Source organism: Treponema denticola (assembly GCF_024400535.1).
Lineage (GTDB): Bacteria > Spirochaetota > Spirochaetia > Treponematales > Treponemataceae > Treponema_B > Treponema_B denticola_C.
In genome coordinates this window covers 1,636,850-1,654,654 of record NZ_CP038800.1, presented here as the reverse complement: position 1 = coordinate 1,654,654, position 17,805 = coordinate 1,636,850, and the positions used below count along the sequence as shown (strand labels likewise).

Genomic DNA, 17,805 nt, shown 5'->3' with positions numbered 1-17,805 from the left:
TGATAAATCTTAAATGAGTATAGGAAGACGCAGAGGACGGATTCTCGCTTTTCAAGCTCTTGTTGCTTGGGATATGGGCGGGGCCGTCCTTGATGATTTATTGACTTTTTCTTGGCAGACAGACGGATCAGCGCCCGGTTTGCATGATTATATTTTTCCTAAGATGATGGTTTTAGGAACGATAGAAAATATCTCCGAAATAGATAAGAAAATTGCGGAAAATCTGGATAACTGGGTCATTGAAAGGCTTAATTCTGTAGACAAAGCTATTTTACGCTTGAGTGTATATTCTCTTTTATATCAGAAAGATACTCCGGCCCCGATAGTAATAGATGAAGCTATCAATCTGGCTAAAGATTTTGGAACCGATGATTCTTATAAATTCGTTAATGCGGTACTTGACAGCATTAAAAATAAATCATAAAATTCATTAAGATGAAGCAATACAAAATAGTTATACAAGTTATTTTTTTAATTTTTTTAGTCTTTTCTTGTTCAGTAAAAACAAATGAGCAGACTTTTTCTGATGAGCTTTTAAAGGTTGATTCTTATATAATTAAAGGACAGTCTACAAAGGCCTTAAAAAGCCTAAGGCGTCTTCAAAAAAAAGCTGTTACTTCATCAAACTATATAAGTATTGTAAAAAGACAGTTAAGATTGGATTCAATTCCGGATGCTATAAACTGCTTGCAAAACGGTATAAAGAATTCTCCCGCTTCTAATGAACTTCCGGCCTTATTAATTTCAATTCTCATAGACGCCGGCCGTTATGCTGATGCTCTTCCTTATTGTGAACTTTTAAAAGGTACTCCATATGCTTCCTTGGGAGCCGAGGCTTCAATATTGTCGGACATTGCATTAAACGCTTTTAATTCGGATTTTTCTCTCTTAAAAGCTGCATACAAAAAAACCGAAAATCAGGTCTTTTTAAAAAATGCCGCTATTTCATTGGCTTCTGCAGGGCGTTTAAGGGATGCTTATAATTTACGCTACGAAATTTCTCAAGATAAAGCTCCGGAAAGTCCTTTTTTTTGGAGCTGTATTGCTTATGATTTAGGTGTTTTTGAGCCTATTTTCGGCGATTTATATTTTTCCCTTGTTTATGCGGATAAAGACGGCGGCGAGGGTAAAACGGCTGAAAATGCACGGCTTCATCTTATGCTTGCTGCCGATGCAGCCTTCGGTCAAGGTGATACGGAGAGGGCTAGAGCCTTTTGGCAGGCTGCGGCCGACAGAAGTCCCGAATCCTCTCCCATAGTATTTTATGATTTGGCATTAACGGCCCCTGATGAAAAAGAGCGTGTAGATCTTTTGATAGAATGTATAGACTTATACCCTAATTTTTATCCTGTAATTGCCAGATATGTTAGAGAAGCTCTTGCTATGAGAGAATTTGATAATCAAGACGAGATAACGGCTTACCTTGAATCTAAGGGGTTTTATTCACTCAAAATGGAAGAGACATATTTTTCTTCCCCTAAAATGACTTATGCACCGGAAGATTTGTTAAAAAGAGCTATGAGCTTTACAAATTTTGATCCGAAATTTATTTTAGAAGAATTCAGATATCATCAGATAAAAGACAAAAGCCCTTCTTCACAGGCTCGGGGAAAGGCGGACATGTGGAAAATTATTGAAAAGTATGGAAAAGAACCGATTATTCGTGAATATGCAAAATGGTATTTTGCTAAGTCCGGTGATTTTAACGCTTGTTTTAGTATTGCCGATATAGAAAAAAGGCCTGAAGATTCTTTTTATTCGGGACTGGCCTCAGCTATGAGCGGTGATTTTGAAAAGGCTGTTTCATACTTCGCCGTTTCAGCTCAAGTTCCGGCCTATGCTTATGCATCAACTGTAAATGCTGCCTATATGTATTATATGTCCGGTAACACGGAAGCAGCCGTTAATTCATACAGCTTTGCAGCATCTATGACCAAGGATAAAAAAAGACAAAGTATGCTGCACTATGAGATTGCTTCAATCTTTTATGAAAGAAAGGCCTATGACAGGGCTATGAGCGTCTTAGGTTATGCCTTGGAATTAAATCCTAAAAACTATCAGGCGGCATCTCTCTTAAAAAAATTAAAAGAGCTTAATTAATCTTTTTCGAGTTTGAAAGATTAATCTTCTTCTTCAAGTTTAAAAACCACTATCCCTGAGGTTTCATGTTTATCGGGTATAAAACTTGATGCAAATAAAACGGTAATTACAGCCCCCATTTTATCCGCCATTCCTGAAACCTTTCCGGATAAACGCTTGTTTTCTGCATATTCTTTTACGATTTTAAATGCATCATCATAATCTTCACGAAGAATATAAAAGTCGGTATGGTTAAAGCCTGTAACTCCGTATCCTACAAGAACCGAAGCTACATGTTCGTTTTCAACACGGTATGGAATATGTTCACTTTGAAATAATGATTTTATCATCATTAAGTCTTCTTGATAGAACAAGTGCATAAATTTGACAGCCTTTTTTCCCGATTGGACAGCTTCAAAAAAAGCATCTTCCATTTCAACTACATCATCTAAGGCTTCATCTTCTGCAGCAGTTCCGTCGTTTAATTTAACCCCTTCCGAATTCTCTTTCCACGATTTTTTTAAAAATAAAAACACAAAAATACCGCTCAAAACAGCAACTAACCACCACATAAAACCTCCAATCAGGCCTCAAAAAACCTCAGTTTTTAGAGGGTTTCATTAAATCATCTTATTCATTTTTCCGTAGATATTGCGGACTATTATTTTTTGGTCTTCGTTAAAATTTTCTCCTGCAAGGTCAATCAGGCTTTGGAGGGATACGAGGCTTTCGTGTAAGGCCGTATGAAAACCTCTTGAAGTTTTAAACCAAAAATGTCCTGTTCCGTCACAAAAGAGGGTTATAAAACCCAGCTGCTTTGTAGTCTTTTTTGCTATTGTAGTTCTAAATAAGAGGTTTAAGGAATTTACAAGGGCTTCCAAATCTTCTTCAATAAAATAATTTTTATTTTTGTCAAAGTGCTTTTCATCTTCGGTTTTTTCTATCTGTTCAATATTAAAATTATTTACCACATTTAAAATTAAGTCCATCTTTTCGCCTGAGAGGAGTTCGCTCTTATTGATTTCTATTTTTCCCCGCAAGCCCTTTAATTGCTCCAAGGCTCCGTTTTGATTTTCTTCACTGTATTTTTTGCGGAGAGTCTCGGCCGTAATTTTAAATTCTTTCCAAGGAAGAATAAGGTGTTTTTTGCCCTTTATTTTTTTGATAAGATAGCGAGTTCCTTCGATAAGAACGCTTTCTTCTTCCGGCTTTTTCTTTTCTTCTTTTTGTTCTGCCCTGTGTTCGTCTTTTTCTTTTTTTGACCTTTTATCCTTCCTTTCTAAAAGGGCAGGGGCAACCTCTTCAATTATCTTTTTTGAAAGAGGAGAAACCGACATGGCATACATGCGCGAAGTTCTGACTATTTCGCCTGCAACTATAAACTGTTCTTTTTCCTTGTACATGCAGGAGCCGGGGTGGATAAAAATCTTTTCTGTTGTGAGGGAGCGGTAAGAGTCCCTTCCCTGAGCCGAGCATACAAACTGAATCATTCCCTTGGCTATAGCCGTAAGGTAGTGTTCCATTTTTCCGCCCGAAAGAATCGGTACTCCCATATCCGAAACTATGAGTTCAAGCTGTTCTTTTATGTTGGCTATTTCGGCCATTACCCTGTCATCTAGATAGTGAATTTTACAAAACCTTTCTTTATCGAGGGCTTGAGAGTACATTCTAAAAACCTTTAAGAATGAGGCAAAATCTCCGAGGGGTTCATCAAAAAGGGCGTGAGCCTTGCGGGCTTCAATTTCTTCGCCTTCAGGAAAGATGACGGGGCTCCGTGCCGATAAAAAGGCCGCAGCGATTAAAACCTCTTCTACAAGGTCGGGGTATCTTGTAATTGCTTCAACTATGATTCGGGATTGCCTTGGAGCTAAAGGGAAAAGACACATCATTTTTCCTATGCTGCTTAAAGAGCGGTCGCTTTCTAGGGCATCTAGCATGTTTAGGGTGTCTATGGCTCCTATTATGCCTTTTTTACCCGGAGGCGAAATAAAGTCGAAATTTTCAAAGTCTAGAATTCCCAGTTCCGCCATACGCATAACAACCTCGGATAGGTCTGTACGGTAGATTTCTTCGAGGGTATAAAGCTGCCTTGTTTCAAAGTCCTTGCGGGTGTAAAGGCGGTAGCATACGCCTTCCTGAGTTCTTCCGGCTCTGCCCCGTCTTTGATTACATGAGGCCTTAGATATGAGGGTTTCATCCAAACTTGAGGTAAAGGTAAAAGGATTATAAAAGTTAAGTTTTGCAAGCCCCGAGTCTATAACGGCAGCAATGTCATTTATCGTTATGGATGTTTCCGCTATGTTTGTCGATATAACAATCTTCTTTTTTCCGAATGGCGGGGATTTAAAAACTCTTTCTTGTTCTTCTTTGCTTAAACGGCCGTAGAGGGGGAGAATAAAAAGTTTCCTGTACCACGGTTCTTTTGAAAGTCTTTCAATGCAGTCCTTGATAGCTCTTTCCCCCGGAAGAAAAACCAGAATGGCACCGCTCCGTCCTTCACTTAAAATGCGGCCTACAATCGAGGCTATCTTGTCCATCAAGGCCGTTTCCGCTTCTTGGGTATCGGTAGAAGCCTTAACCGCGGGGGGGTCAAAGATCAGGGTAACGGGGTAGGTGATGGCATCTATTTTGATTACGGGGCATCCGTCAAAGTACATCGAAAATAGATCTGTATTTATTGTGGCCGACGAAATTATAACCTTAAAATCCTTGCGCTCCGTTATTATCCGTTTTAAAAGTCCCAAGATAAAGTCTATGTTTAAGCTACGCTCATGAGCTTCATCGACCAAGATTACGGAGTACTTGCTGAGCCATGGATCAAGTTTTAGTTCCTGTAAAAGAATGCCGTCGGTCATTATTTTTATTTTCGTATCGCTTGAAGTCTTATCTTCAAACCTCATCTTATATCCGACAAGGCCGGGCATCGGCTCTTTAAGCTGTTTTGAAATAAATTCGCTCACCGAAAGGGCTGCAATACGCCTCGGCTGGGTAACGCCTATCATACCTGAACGGCTGTAGCCTGCTTCATGTAAAATAACCGGCAGCTGGGTAGTCTTGCCTGAACCCGTAGGGCTTTCTACAACGATTACCTGATTGTGCTCAAGCATTTCCAATATTCTGTCTTTTTGTTCGTATACCGGTAGATTTTTATATTTCATATATTGAGTATTATAGCTTATTTTGTAGGAGGCTTCAAGTATGATAAATTTACTATAAAATTTCTTAAGTTTAATTTAAAAAATATCAATCTTTTATCATTCCCTCAAAATAGTTTATTTTCATTGCAGAGCGTACTGAATGAGTTGTAGCTGCGGCTTTTTCCCTTGCTTTTTTGGTGCCTTCAATCAGGATTTGATAAACGGAAGGGAGGTCTTTTTGAAAGGCTTCTCTTCTTTCCCTGATGGGCCTAAGTTCTTCCTGTAAAATATTGTTTAAGAATTTTTTAATTTTAACATCGCCTAGGCCGCCTCTTTGGTAATGCTCCTTAACCTCATTCAAGCATAAATAATCGCTCCAAAACTCAGGAAAGTGCTCATTTCGGGCAAAGGCGTCAAGATAAGTAAATACCGGATTCCCTTCAACCTTCCCCGGATCTTCAACACGGAGGTGATTCGGGTCTGTAAACATTCCCATTACCTTCTTTTTGATTTCTTCGGGGCTGTCCGAAATATAAATACAGTTGCCGAGCGACTTACTCATTTTAGCCTTTCCGTCGGTTCCGGGAAGCCGTCCGCAGGTTTTGTTTGCAGGCAAAAGCTCCTTGGGCTCTACCAAGGTTTCCCCGTAAAGAGAATTAAAGGAGCGGACTATCTCGCGCGTTTGCTCAATCATCGGCATCTGGTCTTCGCCTACAGGAACCGTATTTGCCAAAAAGGCCGTAATATCGGCTGCCTGACTTATAGGGTAGGTTAAAAACCCTACAGGGATACCAGTGTTTCCGCCGGCGTTGGCACCTGTGTTAAAGCCTCTAAGCTTAATCTCATTTTTTACCGTAGGGTTCCGTTCGAGACGGGCCAGGGTAACGAGATTCATATAATAAAAGGTAAGCTCGCAAAGTTCAGGGATTTGAGTCTGCACGAGGATTGTCGATTTTTGAGGGTCTATTCCGCAGGCAAGATAATCCAACGCCACTTCGATAACGCTTGTACGCACTTTTTCAAGATTATCCGCATTGTCGGTTGTAGCCTGCGCATCGGCAATCATAATATAAATTTCGTCGTACTTGCCCGAATTCTGCAAGGCTACTCTGTTTTTTAAGGAGCCTACATAGTGCCCTATATGAAGTTTTCCTGTGGGTCTATCCCCGGTCAAAATAATGTTTTTCATTTAAACCTCATTCCTTAATAACCAAATGGAGTTCATCCAGCTGCTTTTGGTCTACTTCGCTGGGGCTGTCGTCCATGGGGCTTACTGCAAAGGAATTTTAAGGGAAGGCGATTACTTCTTTTATCGAGGTTTCGCCTGCCATAATCATCACTATGCGGTCAAGTCCCGGAGCAATGCCGCCGTGTGGCGGGGCACCGTATTTAAAGGCTTCCGTTAAAAAGCCGAACTTCTTTTCTGCTTCGCTTTCGTCAAAGCCGACAATCTTAAAGATACGCTTTTGCAGTTCGGGATTGTGGATTCTTATGGAGCCGGAGGCTACCTCATATCCGTTTAAGACCAGGTCGTAAAGATCGCCTTTTACGGGTTCTGGGTTTTCTTCCATTGTTGCAATATATTTTTCTTGAGGAGCCGAGAACATGTGATGAGCCGGATCCCATTTGTTTTCTTCCTCGTTCCATTCAAAGAGGGGGAAGTCCACAATCCAAGCAAATTTAAATTCGGCAGGGTTTAAAAGGCCTAAGTCCTTTCCGAGCTTGCTTCTGACGGCTCCCAAGGCCGTACAGGCAATCTTGTACTTATCGGCTACAAAAAGAATTAAGTCGCCTTTTTCGGCTCCGAGTTTTGAGCAAATTTCCGCTTCCTTTCCTTCAAAGAATTTGGAAATACCGCCTTCAAGCTTTGCACCGGCTTCCGTTACCTTAATCCAAGCCAAGCCCTTAGCCTTGTATATTTTGGCTGCGGCTTCAAGCTCTTCAATTTTTTTGCGGCTATAGGCTTCCGCCTGTCCTTTTACAACCAAGGCCTTGACGGCTCCGCCTGAAGAAATAGCATCTTTGAAAACTGCAAAGTTTCCGATTTCGGCCATAAAAGCTGCATCCTGCATCTTCATTTCAAAACGGAGATCGGGCTTATCGGTACCGTAGACATCGATAGCTTCATCGTAGCTTATGCGTTCAAAGGTTTTTGGAAGGTCTACATTTATGCTCTTTTTAAAAGCATACTGCATCATCCCTTCGGTTAAGCTTAAAACATCTTCGCGGGAAGCAAAGCTCATTTCAAGGTCGATTTGAGTAAACTCGGGCTGTCTGTCGCCTCGGGCATCCTCGTCGCGGTAGCAGCGTGCAATCTGAAAATATTTATCAAAGCCCGATACCATTAAAATCTGCTTATAAATCTGCGGAGATTGGGGTAGGGCATAGAATTTTCCCGGGTAAAGGCGGGAGGGAACCAGATAGTCGCGGGCTCCTTCCGGCGTGGACTTAATAAAGGTCGGGGTTTCAATTTCCAAAAATTCTTTTGAAGTTAAAAACTCGCGGACAGCAAAGGTAAACTTGGAGCGCAACATAATGTGTTCCTGCATAGCCTTTGAGCGCAAGTCCAAATATCTGTATTTAAGCCGTAAATCTTCGTTTGCATTTGTTTTTTCGTCAATCTGAAAAGGAAGCACCTCGCTTTTTGAAAGCACTTCAATCTTTAAGGCCTTAACTTCGATTTCTCCCGTTGCCATTTCCTTGTTTATCATAGAATCGGGGCGCGGCCTTACAAGCCCCTCAACGGCAATACAGAATTCCTGCTTGAGGCTTATAGCAAGAGCTTTTAATTCTTCGCTTGCATCATCGTCCACAACCACCTGAGTCAAACCGTAACGGTCGCGTAAATTTAAAAAAGTAATACCGCCGTGATCCCTTTTTCGGTGAATCCAGCCGTTTAAAACAACAGTTTTTCCTGCAAAATCCTTATTTAAGCCGCCGCAGGTTACGGTTCTTTGCATTTTTTCCATAATTGAATATTATAGTTAAAATACAAAAGCTATGCAAGAGGGAAAAAATCATAAAGATTTTTACTCTTGTAAAAGTTTTGTGTTTAGTTTATTATGAAAATATTGGAGAGAAGGTAAATGAACTTAAACATATTGATTATTTTATATCTTGTATTTTTTATATTGTTGATAGTCTTTCATTTTATTCCTGTAGTTTTTGGAAAGCACATAGCCGGTAAAGCAAAAGCGATGGGTAATAAATTGATTTCTTTTAAAGGGAAAATATCAAAAAAGCAAAATCTAAGCCTTGCGCTTTTTGCATTTCCTGCAATAACTTTTTCTTATAGTGCTATAAATAAAAATATAATTGTAGGCTTAATCGGTTTATTTTTAAGTATACTAATGCTTATTTATATAATGGCTAAGTATTCAAAAGCAGCCGGTGTTTACGAAAACGGGATTATTTACGGGGACTTTTTGACATGGGATAATATCCATTCTTGGAAAACTGAGAACAACGGAAAAATATCTCTTCTTTTACAAAACGGCTTTAGTATAACTATTGAAGAGAAAATAGATACCGAGGCCTTATCAAAAATTTTGACGGAAAAGTTGGACAGGAAAATATAGATTATTGATAAGTAAATCCTGTATAAAAAATATCAGCAAGGTAGTTCTTAAAAATGATAAGGAAAAACTTGATTACAGTTTCTTAGATTTATATGACCAATTTTTAATTGAAATCCCTATACCTATACTTTTTTCCGAAAGGGTAGTTTTGGAAATATATTTTTAAGGCAAAAAATAGCTGATGCCGCAAAAAGCCTTGATTAAATTACAGTTTTTCTATTTCAGATTCGGAAAGACCTGTCATTAATAAAATTTCAGAAATTGGATAGCCTCGTTTTTTCATAAGTTTAGCGGTTTGTTTTACGCCTTCAGAAAACCCTTTATACCTAGCGTCCATCTCAAAAGTAGACATCAACCTGTATTCTTGTCTTGCTTGTTCGTTTTCTTTTATTGTTTGTATCACTTCTTCTATCCTCCTTGTAAATTCACTCTTTGTTTTACCTGTTTTAAGGTATTCTAAAAATCCTTTTAATGCTTTATTTTTAGCGTTATTAAAGGCATCTGCATTTATTATAACCTTTCGTGAACCGTCTTGTAAAGGGGTGTTTTTATCCTCTATACAAAGATTTTCAAAGGTATAAATTGGCTTATTTTTGCCTATTGCATCAAAGGTACAGATAAAAATTATAAAGCTGTCATTTAAATTGTTATAGAAATTCCCCTTATTCAAGATAGTAAATTAGAAAAATATTTTTGTAGTCAATGCCATTAAAAAAGTCCTTTGCGGTATTTGTATCTTGGCGGTTAAATTATCAATAAAATTTAATTCTTTTTAAAATTTTTACTATCTATTGCAAACCGCAATGACTACGCTTTTAAACGAGTCTTAGGAGTGGAAGAAGGTTCAATACAAGCTCCTAAAATAAGCGTTGCTTGTATTGAACTTAAAGTTTTGCCATAGGCAAAACTTTTGATATTTTAAGAACTTTTTCATTTCATTACAAAAGTGTCTAAAAAATAATGCTCAGGATTTGAAAATCCTTGCGCTTATTTTTTATAGGAAAACAAAGATATTCTTCAGAACTTGCTGGAATGTATATTGAACATTCCGCCTGAGGATATCGAGAGAATGGGTATTGATATCGAAAAAATAGCTGAAGGAACTGGGCTAAGCAAAGAAGAAATAGAAAAGTTATAATTTATTAGGGGAAGAAGGACTAGCCGTTCAGAGCAGGCTTAGCCTCGAAGCTCCGCTGGCTGTAGGCCTTGAAGCTTCGCTGGCTGTAGACCTCGAAGCTTCGCTGGTTGTACTATATAACTACTCCAATTCAAAGACAACACTTATTTCCGCAGAAACTTCAATCTGTCCCATGGGAGAAAAATTTCCTCCTGCTGCCTCATAATCGGCGGCTTCTTTCATATTTTGGGCAGCATAATTATAATAGTTTCGTTGGAACATACCTGTAGGTTCCTCGCTTATGCTGATTATTTTTCCTAAAGAAAGAGGTTTTCCGCCGTTGGGGGCTGCCTTACAAAGAAGGAGAGCTTTTTCTTCAGCTGCTTTTACGGCCTCAGCCCTTGCCTCATCCATTAGTTTTCTCATATCGGCAACCGAAAAGCCTACATTGTAGATTCTATCGACCCCCGTATTTAAAAGGTCGGTTAAAAAGACTTCGTAATCTTCAATCTTTGTAAGAAGAACGGCTATGTTTTGTACCACCTCATAGCTGTCAAAATATTCATCACCGTTGTCTCTATATCTGGATCTAGGGTTAATATTTACGCGTTCAATACTTATATTTTTTTGTTCGATTTTATATTTTTCAAAAAGTTCCTTTAATTTTAAAATTGCCGCATCATTTTTCTTTTTTGCTGCGGATAAGTCCCTATCCTTAGAAAAAACCGAAAACGAAATTGAAACCTGATCAGGAGATTTTGAAATAGAGGAACGTCCTGTAACGCTTATAAAACGCTTTTCGCTTGCTTGAGGACTGCATGCTCCAAATAAAACAAAACCGATACATAAAACGCCGATAAGTTTTATGCCCTTAATAATAGAATCTTTCATAAAAGCCTCCAAAAAAATCAAGCACTTACAAAAAGGCAAAAAAGCCCTTTATTAAAGTACACTAAAAATAACAAAGGATTCGTATTTAAGGTTACTGTTTTTTAAATCGTCAAAAGCTAATTGTCAATTTTAATTTTTTTTGATAAAATCAAAAAGGATTGACAAGGTTATCCTTGGAGAAAAATTATGGCAAAAGAAAAAAAAGTTTTAGACCTTGAAAAGACTATAAAAAAACATCAAGACCTTTATTATAATGCCCAGCCTGAAATTTCGGATGCGGAATTCGATGCTCTTTGGGATGAATTAAAAGCACTGGATCCTCAAAATAAACTTTTTTTTACGGTTCCGCCGGAATCTACAGATGGGTTTGCAAAGTCGGAACATATTATTCCTATGGGAAGTCAGGAAAAGGCTGCCGATCCGCCTTCATTTGAAGCTTGGGCCTTAAAGATGCCCTTTAAAGAATACATAGTTCAATATAAAATGGACGGAGCAAGTCTTGAGCTTCAGTATGAAGAAGGCCATTTTGTGCGAGCTGTTACCAGAGGCGACGGAAAAATCGGGGACGATATAACCGATAATGTACTTAAAATGAAAGGGCTGATAAAAGATATTACTGTAAATGCAGGGCCTGCCGATGGGGCTAAACCCTTTTCAGGGGGAATAAGGTGCGAGGTTATAATGCTCCGTTCCATTCACAAAAAATACTTTAAGGATAAGGCTAATTGCCGAAATGCCGCCAACGGGCTTATGAAAAAAAAGAACGGAGAATTGTGCGAACATATAAATCTTTTTGCCTATGATGCCGTTCAAGGAAGTATAGGCCGCCCTTTTACGGGAGATGCCCCCTTTAAAACCGAGTCCGAAAAACTCGTCTGGCTTAAAGAAGCGGGCTTTAATTGCGTTGAAGTAAAATACTGTAAAAGCATTGATGAAGTAATAGAATATAGGGCTCATGTTATGGATATCCGCCCTTCATTGGACTATGACATAGACGGCCTTGTAATCAAAAACGATACAATCGATCCCGAGGACATGAAAAGAGCCCGCCCAGAAAAACAGATAGCCTTTAAGTTCAGCTTGGAAGAAGCGGTTACCGTCCTAAAAGAAATCGAATGGAGCGAGTCGGGGGCTACCTATACCCCCATAGCCCTTATCGAGCCTGTACGCCTTGCAGGCACTACGGTAAAAAGAGCAAGCCTTGCAAACCCTAACATAATCAAGGCTCTAAACTTAAAAATCGGAAGCAGGGTAGTGGTAACCAAGAGGGGGGAGATAATCCCCAAGATAGAAGCTCTTGCAGAAAATCCTCCTAATGTTAAAGAAATAGAATATCCAGATACCTGTTCCGTATGCGGCACACCTCTTAGCAATGAGGGTTCAAGGCTTTATTGCCCCAACATGAGCTGCCCCAAACTTATTCATCACCGAATAGAAAAATGGATAAGCGTTCTCGATATAAGGGATTTCGGGATAACCCTTATAAAAAGGCTTTTTGAGATGGGACGGGTTAATTCAATCACCGATTTATATACCCTCACTGTCGAAGAACTGGCAGCTATAGACCGCATGGGAAAGCTCTCTGCAGAAAAGGTTTATAAGGCTCTTCATTCCAAAAAAGAAATAAGCTTAACCGAATTTATTGCAGGCTTCGATATTGAAGGAATCGGCGAAACAATGGTCGAAAAGCTTGAAGAAGCGGGTTTTGATGATTTGGATAAAATCCTTGCAGCCTCGGAAGCCGACTTTGCAAATGTTTATCAGTTCGGGCAGGTTCTATCCCATACCTTAGTAACAAACCTTTCGATCTTAAAAGATGAGATGAGAGGATTGATAGATAAGGGGTATATAAAAATTAAACCTCCTCTTACATCGGAAGAGGGGGCTGTTTTAAAGGGGATGAGTTTTTGTTTTACAGGGGAACTTAACAAGATGAAGAGGGCTCAAGCTGAAGCCTTGGTAAAAGAAAAAGGCGGAACTGTAAAATCTTCCGTTGTAAAGGGTTTAAGTTATCTTGTAACCAATACACCCGATTCTGGTTCATCTAAAACCAAAAAAGCCCAAGAATTGGGAACAGCCATCATAACCGAAGAGGCTTTTTTAAATCTTATTGGGAAGGTCTAGCCTTGTTAAAGAGAAAAAAAAGAGTTTTAATTATTTTTTTATCCGTTTCTCTTTGGTTTTTTTTAATCTTTGGACTGACGGACTTTTATAATTATAAATTAGGTTCTATCAAACAAAAACTGTCTAAAACAAATTTAAGTATTTATAATACGGGAACAGTGATAAAAACATTCGGACAAAATGCCGAAACGGTAAGCGCCGTTATTTCTTTTTTTACACCTAACGGAAATCTTATAAACAGTTACGAAAGAGCTTGGCATGGATGGGAGCTTAATCTTGAATGTATAGTTTTTACTTTTGAATCGGGTTCAATAGTATTTCCTTACCGGCTTTTTTCGAATGAGTCTAAATACGGTACCGGTCTAAAACTTTTCGATTATTATAACCGAAAGGGCTATCCTGCGATTTATGATTATTCTTTTTTTTCGAATGAAGAAAAAGAACTTATAAAAAGCCTTTACGGATATGCAGTTTTTTCTCCCTATCTTTTAAAAGTTTTTTCTTATGCAAAGATAAAAACCATAAGTTTACATAATTTTAAGCCTGATACGGAATATCTTTTATATGCCGGCTCTGATGGAGAAATAAAATTTATAAAGGGCTGCCTTTAAAAATAGCGGTTTTTATAATACCCCAAAATTAAGGAAAATTATCTGAAATTTCGGGTAAAACCTCTTGACAAAATCCGGCATATCGAGTAAACTTGCTCTTGTTGTCTATGCCAACTTAGCTCAGCTGGTCCAGAGCACGTGATTTGTAATCTCGGGGTCTAGGGTTCGAATCCCTAAGTTGGCTTTTTATGGGGAGTTTCCCGAGCGGTCAAAGGGGGCAGACTGTAAATCTGTTGGCTATGCCTTCCAAGGTCCGAATCCTTGACTCCCCATTTTAGGGATTGTTTTAAATCTTTTGATAAAAAAGAGCTTGAAACAATCCCTTTTTTGTTTTATACTATTAACTATATGGATAATAAATTCTGGAAAGACGGTTTAAATTTTTCATGCACAAGGTGTTCGGCCTGTTGCCGATTCGATCCGGGATTTGTGTTTTTGTCCGAACATGACCTTTCGAGATTACTGGAATGGATTTCTATGTCGAAAGATGAATTTATAAAAGTGTATTGCCGCTGGATTCCTAAGGAGGACGGTTTTGAGTACCTGTCCTTAAAAGAAAAATCCAATTATGACTGTATACTTTGGGATCAGGGTTGTAAGGCTTATACTGCCAGACCTCGTCAATGCTCGGATTTTCCGTTTTGGAATTCGATTTTAAGTTCAAAGGATATGTGGGATATAAATGCCCAATATTGTCCCGGTATGGGGAAGGGTGAATTTTATTCTGCAAAAAAGATTGAAGAGATTCTTACAAGGCGTAAAAATGAGTCTTGTATAAGACGTAAAACAGAATCTTGAAGAAATGAGGATTAATCTAAGGAGCTTTTTGAGGTATTTATGCTTGTAAAATTTTGGGGTGTTAGAGGCTCTCTTCCGGCTCCTCTTACGCCGGCTCAGGTTCAAAGTAAGATTTCGGCTGTAGTTCAAAGGATAACTCTAAAAGACATCGAAAGTCAGGATTCAAGGGAGCGTTTTTTAGCATCTCTTCCAAAATGGCTCTTCGGTACAATCGGTTCCAATACATCCTGTGTTGAGGTTGAAACCAAAGACGGTGAACATCTGATTTTTGATGCAGGAACAGGAATAAGGGAGTTAGGAATCGATTTAATGAAAAGACCCGATTACGGAAAGAATACGACATATCATTTGTTTGTTTCACATTTTCATTGGGATCATATTCAAGGGCTTCCCTTTTTTAATCCCGCCTACGATCCTCGAAATAAGATAATTGTTTACAGCACTCGAAAAAAAGCAAAAGAGTTTTTAGAAGATCAAATGAAATACCCGTATTTTCCTATTTCGATGCTTGGGGAAGACGGTTTCGGTGCTTCTTTTGAGTTTAAATATATTGAGCCGGATCAAAAATATGTTGAAATAGGAGATACGAAGATAGGCTGGCATCGAGTACGCCATCCGGGAGGATGTACTGCCTATTCCATAATCGAAAACGGGAAAAAAATAATTTATTCCACAGATACGGAACTTCGTCCGCGGGATTTTGAACGGAATGAACAAAATGCCGAATTTTATACCGATGCCGAGATGTTAATAATAGATGCCCAGTACACCCTTAGCGATTCAATTTTAAAAGAAGGTTGGGGGCATTCTACTTTTTCTGTTGCAATAGATTTTGCAGCCGGCTGGAATATAAAAAGCATTGCGCTATTTCATCATGAGCCTACATATCAGGATAAAAAACTATTTTCGCTCAAACAAGCTGCCGACTGGTACAGAGATTGTTCCAGTGCACCGGATATAGAAATTTTTATAGCTCAAGAAGGAAAATCGTTTTTAATATGATTGAACCGGAATTACCCTCATATGTTTTTTCAGATGATGAATTAAAGTATTTGGCTCTTTATTTTAGAAAAAACTCCGATTCCATTCCTAAGGTATTGGAAAGGCTTTCCGAATTTGCCGAATCATATGTATATTCAACAATGACAATAGGGGAAGCTGAATCTTTTTGTGAAAAAGCCCTTATTGGAGGTTAAAGGATTTTACTCTATGAAAACTAAAATAAAAATAATAATTATACTATTGGCCATTGGTATTATCGCTGCAGGAGGGATTCTTTTTGTATTAAGTTTTAATAAGCCTCCTTACGGTATTACAGAACCAATCGTAATATTTAAGGTAAACCGCGGTACATCTGCAAAAAAAATCATAGATGATTTAAAGGCTAAAAATCTTATACGCTCGGAATATTATGCTTATGCATATCTCCGCTTTAAAAAGCTTAATTTAAGGGCCGGAACTTATCAAATAAAACCGGACATGACAACACAGGATATTTTACATAAACTTACAGAAGGTTCCCAAGCCCTAAAAAAAATCACTCTGCCTGAAGGCTTAACATTAAAAAAGACAGCTCAAGTTTTTGATAATGCAGGCTTTATAAAAGCTGAAGAATTTATATCCATAACAACAGATCAAGCCTTTTTGCAGCAAAATGGAATTATAGCAAATACGGCTGAAGGTTTTTTATATCCTGATACCTATTTTTTCGGAGAAGAAGATACTCCTGAAATGATGATAAAAATGATTATCAAAACTTTTTGTGAAAAAACTTCATCTATTCCGAATTTTCCTAAAGATTTTAACGAAATTTATAAAAAGGTAATTTTAGCCAGCATTATTGAACGGGAATATCAAGTACCTGAGGAAGCCCCTATAATATCAAGCGTGTTTACAAATAGGCTTAAGATAAACATGGGACTTCAATCATGTGCAACAGTTGAATATATAATTACCGAAATTAAAAATAAAAAACATCCTAAGCGTCTTTTTTATGAAGATTTGGAAATTGAAAATCCTTATAATACCTATATTTATGCCGGGCTTCCTCCGGGACCTATTTCAAATCCAGGTTTTACGGCTTTAAATGCAGCATGTAATCCCGCTAAAACGGATTATTTTTATTTTCGGTTAATAGATCCGGATACGGGAAAACACATTTTTACTAGAAGCGTTCAAGAACATAATAAAGCCGGAGAAAACTTAATCTTAAAAAAAGCGGCAGGGCAGTAAGATTGAAATTTTAATACTTATAGAATAAAATTATTATATGTGGTATAATTCTTAAGTTCGGAGGAATTTGTTTTGAAAATTGGAGTTGACACATTCGGATGTGATCATGGCCGCTCAGGAATAGGCTCTTATATATTATCTATTGTAAAAAATTTACCCAAAAATGATTACGAGTTTGAGCTTTTCGGCCCCGAACTTGATAAATATACTTATACATCGGATATAGATTACGTTTCGTTTACAGGAGTGGACATTGCAGATACAAAATTTTCCGAAAAACTTTGGCACTTTAAGAATTTAAATCCGTTTATAAAAAAACAAAAATATGATGCCGTTATTTATCCTGCGGGTATTGATTTATTGCCGCCTATTTTTACCGTACCGTCAATTTTAGTTATACAAAGCCTTTTATCAGCCGATTTAGGTGCAGTTGCAAAAATAGGGGTAAAGCGGACTTTAAAAACTTCTTCAGGAATTATAAGTCCTACAAAATATATTAAAACCGATTTAGCTCAATTCGGCGTTCTTGATTCAAAGGTCAGGGTTATATACAATGGAATTGATAATTCGTTATTTAAGCCTATAAATAATGATAAAGACAGCGTTTTAATACAGCCCTTTGCTATTCAAAAACCTTACATCATTTATGCCTCCCGCATAACACATAGCCAAAAATGCCATGTAGAATTAATAAAGGCCTTCGCCTTATTTAAAAGACAAACAGGTTCTCCTCACCGGCTTGTAATTGCGGGCGCGGATGGCGATAATTCAGAAGCTGTACATAATGCAGTAATACAGTCCGGTTTTTCTTCAGATATTTTGCTTACAGGCTATTTTCCGCATGAAAGCCTTCCTCAGCTTTATTCTTCTGCAGATCTATGCGTTTTTCCTTCAATGATAGAGGGAGTAGGTTTGCCCGTTATCGAAGCTATGGCTTGCGGTATTCCCGTTGCTTGTGCAAAAGCGGGAGCCCTTCCTGAAGTAGCCGGAGACGCTGCAATATTTTTTAATCCGAAAGATCCTGAAGAAATAACAAGAGCGATTTCTTCTTTGGTCGATTGCGATAAAAATGCCTCCACTAGAAAAAAGGTAATCGATAGAGGGCTTGAGTGGGTAAAACAATACAATTGGGTAAGTACTGCTCATCAAACAATTGAGTATATGGACTCTCTATTAAAAAATAACTAAAAATATATTGAAAAATATGCCGTAAAGTGATATAATCTCCTAACTATATG

The 17,805-nt window shown here is 38.2% G+C and carries 14 protein-coding genes, 2 tRNA genes and 2 pseudogenes; 12 read left to right on the top strand and 6 right to left on the bottom strand.

Annotated features, from left to right (window positions below; all coding sequences use genetic code 11):
* The first annotated feature begins 13 nt into the window (after window positions 1-13).
* Both nusB and E4N78_RS07770 read left to right on the top strand, forming a co-directional pair.
* Window positions 14-424 carry a transcription antitermination factor NusB gene (gene nusB, locus E4N78_RS07775; RefSeq protein WP_255809993.1) on the top strand — a complete coding sequence of 137 codons (411 nt, stop codon included), beginning with the start codon at window positions 14-16 and terminating at the stop codon, window positions 422-424.
* Between the two features lie 11 nt (window positions 425-435).
* Window positions 436-2,100, top strand: a complete 1,665-nt coding sequence (locus E4N78_RS07770) for a tetratricopeptide repeat protein (protein ID WP_255809992.1) — start codon at window positions 436-438, stop codon at window positions 2,098-2,100.
* Between the two features lie 20 nt (window positions 2,101-2,120).
* On the opposite strand, the gene E4N78_RS07765 is transcribed toward E4N78_RS07770, so the two are convergent.
* The 4 genes and pseudogenes from E4N78_RS07765 to aspS all read right to left on the bottom strand — a co-directional run bounded on the left by E4N78_RS07765 (window position 2,121) and on the right by aspS (window position 8,176).
* On the bottom strand, window positions 2,121-2,651 hold the full coding sequence (locus tag E4N78_RS07765) for a putative signal transducing protein (RefSeq protein WP_002679344.1): 531 nt from the start codon (window positions 2,649-2,651) through the stop codon (window positions 2,121-2,123).
* A gap of 48 nt (window positions 2,652-2,699) precedes the next feature.
* The gene (locus tag E4N78_RS07760) at window positions 2,700-5,237 is read right to left on the bottom strand and encodes a helicase-related protein (protein WP_255809991.1); all 2,538 of its coding nucleotides are present in this window, start codon (window positions 5,235-5,237) and stop codon (window positions 2,700-2,702) included.
* Window positions 5,238-5,322: 85 nt separating this feature from the next.
* Complete coding sequence (trpS, locus tag E4N78_RS07755) at window positions 5,323-6,405, bottom strand: tryptophan--tRNA ligase (RefSeq protein WP_255809990.1); 1,083 nt, start codon at window positions 6,403-6,405, stop codon at window positions 5,323-5,325.
* Window positions 6,406-6,412: 7 nt separating this feature from the next.
* Window positions 6,413-8,176, bottom strand: a pseudogene (gene aspS / locus E4N78_RS07750) (aspartate--tRNA ligase).
* 126 nt (window positions 8,177-8,302) lie between these two features.
* Here aspS and E4N78_RS07745 point away from each other — a divergent pair.
* Entirely contained in the window at window positions 8,303-8,794 is a 492-nt protein-coding gene (locus E4N78_RS07745; protein ID WP_255809989.1) for a hypothetical protein, read from the top strand.
* Between the two features lie 205 nt (window positions 8,795-8,999).
* Here E4N78_RS07745 and E4N78_RS07740 read toward each other — a convergent pair.
* Together E4N78_RS07740 and E4N78_RS07735 are read right to left on the bottom strand one after the other, a co-directional pair.
* Window positions 9,000-9,470, bottom strand: a pseudogene (locus E4N78_RS07740) (Rpn family recombination-promoting nuclease/putative transposase); the annotation flags it as partial.
* Window positions 9,471-10,052: 582 nt separating this feature from the next.
* Complete coding sequence (locus tag E4N78_RS07735; protein ID WP_255809988.1) at window positions 10,053-10,802, bottom strand: SIMPL domain-containing protein; 750 nt, start codon at window positions 10,800-10,802, stop codon at window positions 10,053-10,055.
* Between the two features lie 186 nt (window positions 10,803-10,988).
* Between E4N78_RS07735 and ligA the strand changes: the two genes are divergently transcribed.
* The 9 genes from ligA to E4N78_RS07690 all read left to right on the top strand — a co-directional run bounded on the left by ligA (window position 10,989) and on the right by E4N78_RS07690 (window position 17,755).
* Complete coding sequence (gene ligA / locus E4N78_RS07730; RefSeq protein ID WP_255809987.1) at window positions 10,989-12,926, top strand: NAD-dependent DNA ligase LigA; 1,938 nt, start codon at window positions 10,989-10,991, stop codon at window positions 12,924-12,926.
* A 2-nt stretch (window positions 12,927-12,928) separates the two neighbouring features.
* Entirely contained in the window at window positions 12,929-13,537 is a 609-nt protein-coding gene (locus tag E4N78_RS07725) for a hypothetical protein (protein WP_255809986.1), read from the top strand.
* Between the two features lie 109 nt (window positions 13,538-13,646).
* Window positions 13,647-13,721: transfer RNA gene (locus E4N78_RS07720), tRNA-Thr, on the top strand.
* A 6-nt stretch (window positions 13,722-13,727) separates the two neighbouring features.
* A tRNA-Tyr gene (locus tag E4N78_RS07715) sits at window positions 13,728-13,809 on the top strand.
* A 76-nt stretch (window positions 13,810-13,885) separates the two neighbouring features.
* Window positions 13,886-14,335 (top strand): YkgJ family cysteine cluster protein, encoded by a 450-nt coding sequence (locus tag E4N78_RS07710; protein ID WP_255809985.1) that lies wholly within the window; start codon window positions 13,886-13,888, stop codon window positions 14,333-14,335.
* 39 nt (window positions 14,336-14,374) lie between these two features.
* Window positions 14,375-15,337 carry an MBL fold metallo-hydrolase gene (locus E4N78_RS07705; protein ID WP_255809984.1) on the top strand — a complete coding sequence of 321 codons (963 nt, stop codon included), beginning with the start codon at window positions 14,375-14,377 and terminating at the stop codon, window positions 15,335-15,337.
* Window positions 15,334-15,531, top strand: a complete 198-nt coding sequence (locus tag E4N78_RS07700; protein WP_255809983.1) for a hypothetical protein — start codon at window positions 15,334-15,336, stop codon at window positions 15,529-15,531. Before E4N78_RS07705 ends, E4N78_RS07700 begins: the two co-directional genes overlap by 4 nt.
* Before the next feature lie 13 nt (window positions 15,532-15,544).
* Window positions 15,545-16,567 carry an endolytic transglycosylase MltG gene (gene mltG / locus E4N78_RS07695; RefSeq protein WP_255809982.1) on the top strand — a complete coding sequence of 341 codons (1,023 nt, stop codon included), beginning with the start codon at window positions 15,545-15,547 and terminating at the stop codon, window positions 16,565-16,567.
* Between the two features lie 72 nt (window positions 16,568-16,639).
* On the top strand, window positions 16,640-17,755 hold the full coding sequence (locus E4N78_RS07690; RefSeq protein WP_255809981.1) for a glycosyltransferase family 4 protein: 1,116 nt from the start codon (window positions 16,640-16,642) through the stop codon (window positions 17,753-17,755).
* Window positions 17,756-17,805: the final 50 nt, after the last annotated feature.

Bases quoted from the DNA above. Each gene is read 5' to 3' on its own strand.
- nusB (WP_255809993.1), top strand. From the start codon at position 14: ATGAGTATAGGAAGACGCAGAGGACGGATTCTCGCTTTTCAAGCTCTT.
- E4N78_RS07770 (WP_255809992.1), top strand. From the start codon at position 436: ATGAAGCAATACAAAATAGTTATACAAGTTATTTTTTTAATTTTTTTA.
- E4N78_RS07765 (WP_002679344.1), bottom strand. From the start codon at position 2,651: ATGTGGTGGTTAGTTGCTGTTTTGAGCGGTATTTTTGTGTTTTTATTT.
- E4N78_RS07760 (WP_255809991.1), bottom strand. From the start codon at position 5,237: ATGAAATATAAAAATCTACCGGTATACGAACAAAAAGACAGAATATTG.
- trpS (WP_255809990.1), bottom strand. From the start codon at position 6,405: ATGAAAAACATTATTTTGACCGGGGATAGACCCACAGGAAAACTTCAT.
- E4N78_RS07745 (WP_255809989.1), top strand. From the start codon at position 8,303: ATGAACTTAAACATATTGATTATTTTATATCTTGTATTTTTTATATTG.
- E4N78_RS07735 (WP_255809988.1), bottom strand. From the start codon at position 10,802: ATGAAAGATTCTATTATTAAGGGCATAAAACTTATCGGCGTTTTATGT.
- ligA (WP_255809987.1), top strand. From the start codon at position 10,989: ATGGCAAAAGAAAAAAAAGTTTTAGACCTTGAAAAGACTATAAAAAAA.
- E4N78_RS07710 (WP_255809985.1), top strand. From the start codon at position 13,886: ATGGATAATAAATTCTGGAAAGACGGTTTAAATTTTTCATGCACAAGG.
- E4N78_RS07705 (WP_255809984.1), top strand. From the start codon at position 14,375: ATGCTTGTAAAATTTTGGGGTGTTAGAGGCTCTCTTCCGGCTCCTCTT.
- E4N78_RS07700 (WP_255809983.1), top strand. From the start codon at position 15,334: ATGATTGAACCGGAATTACCCTCATATGTTTTTTCAGATGATGAATTA.
- mltG (WP_255809982.1), top strand. From the start codon at position 15,545: ATGAAAACTAAAATAAAAATAATAATTATACTATTGGCCATTGGTATT.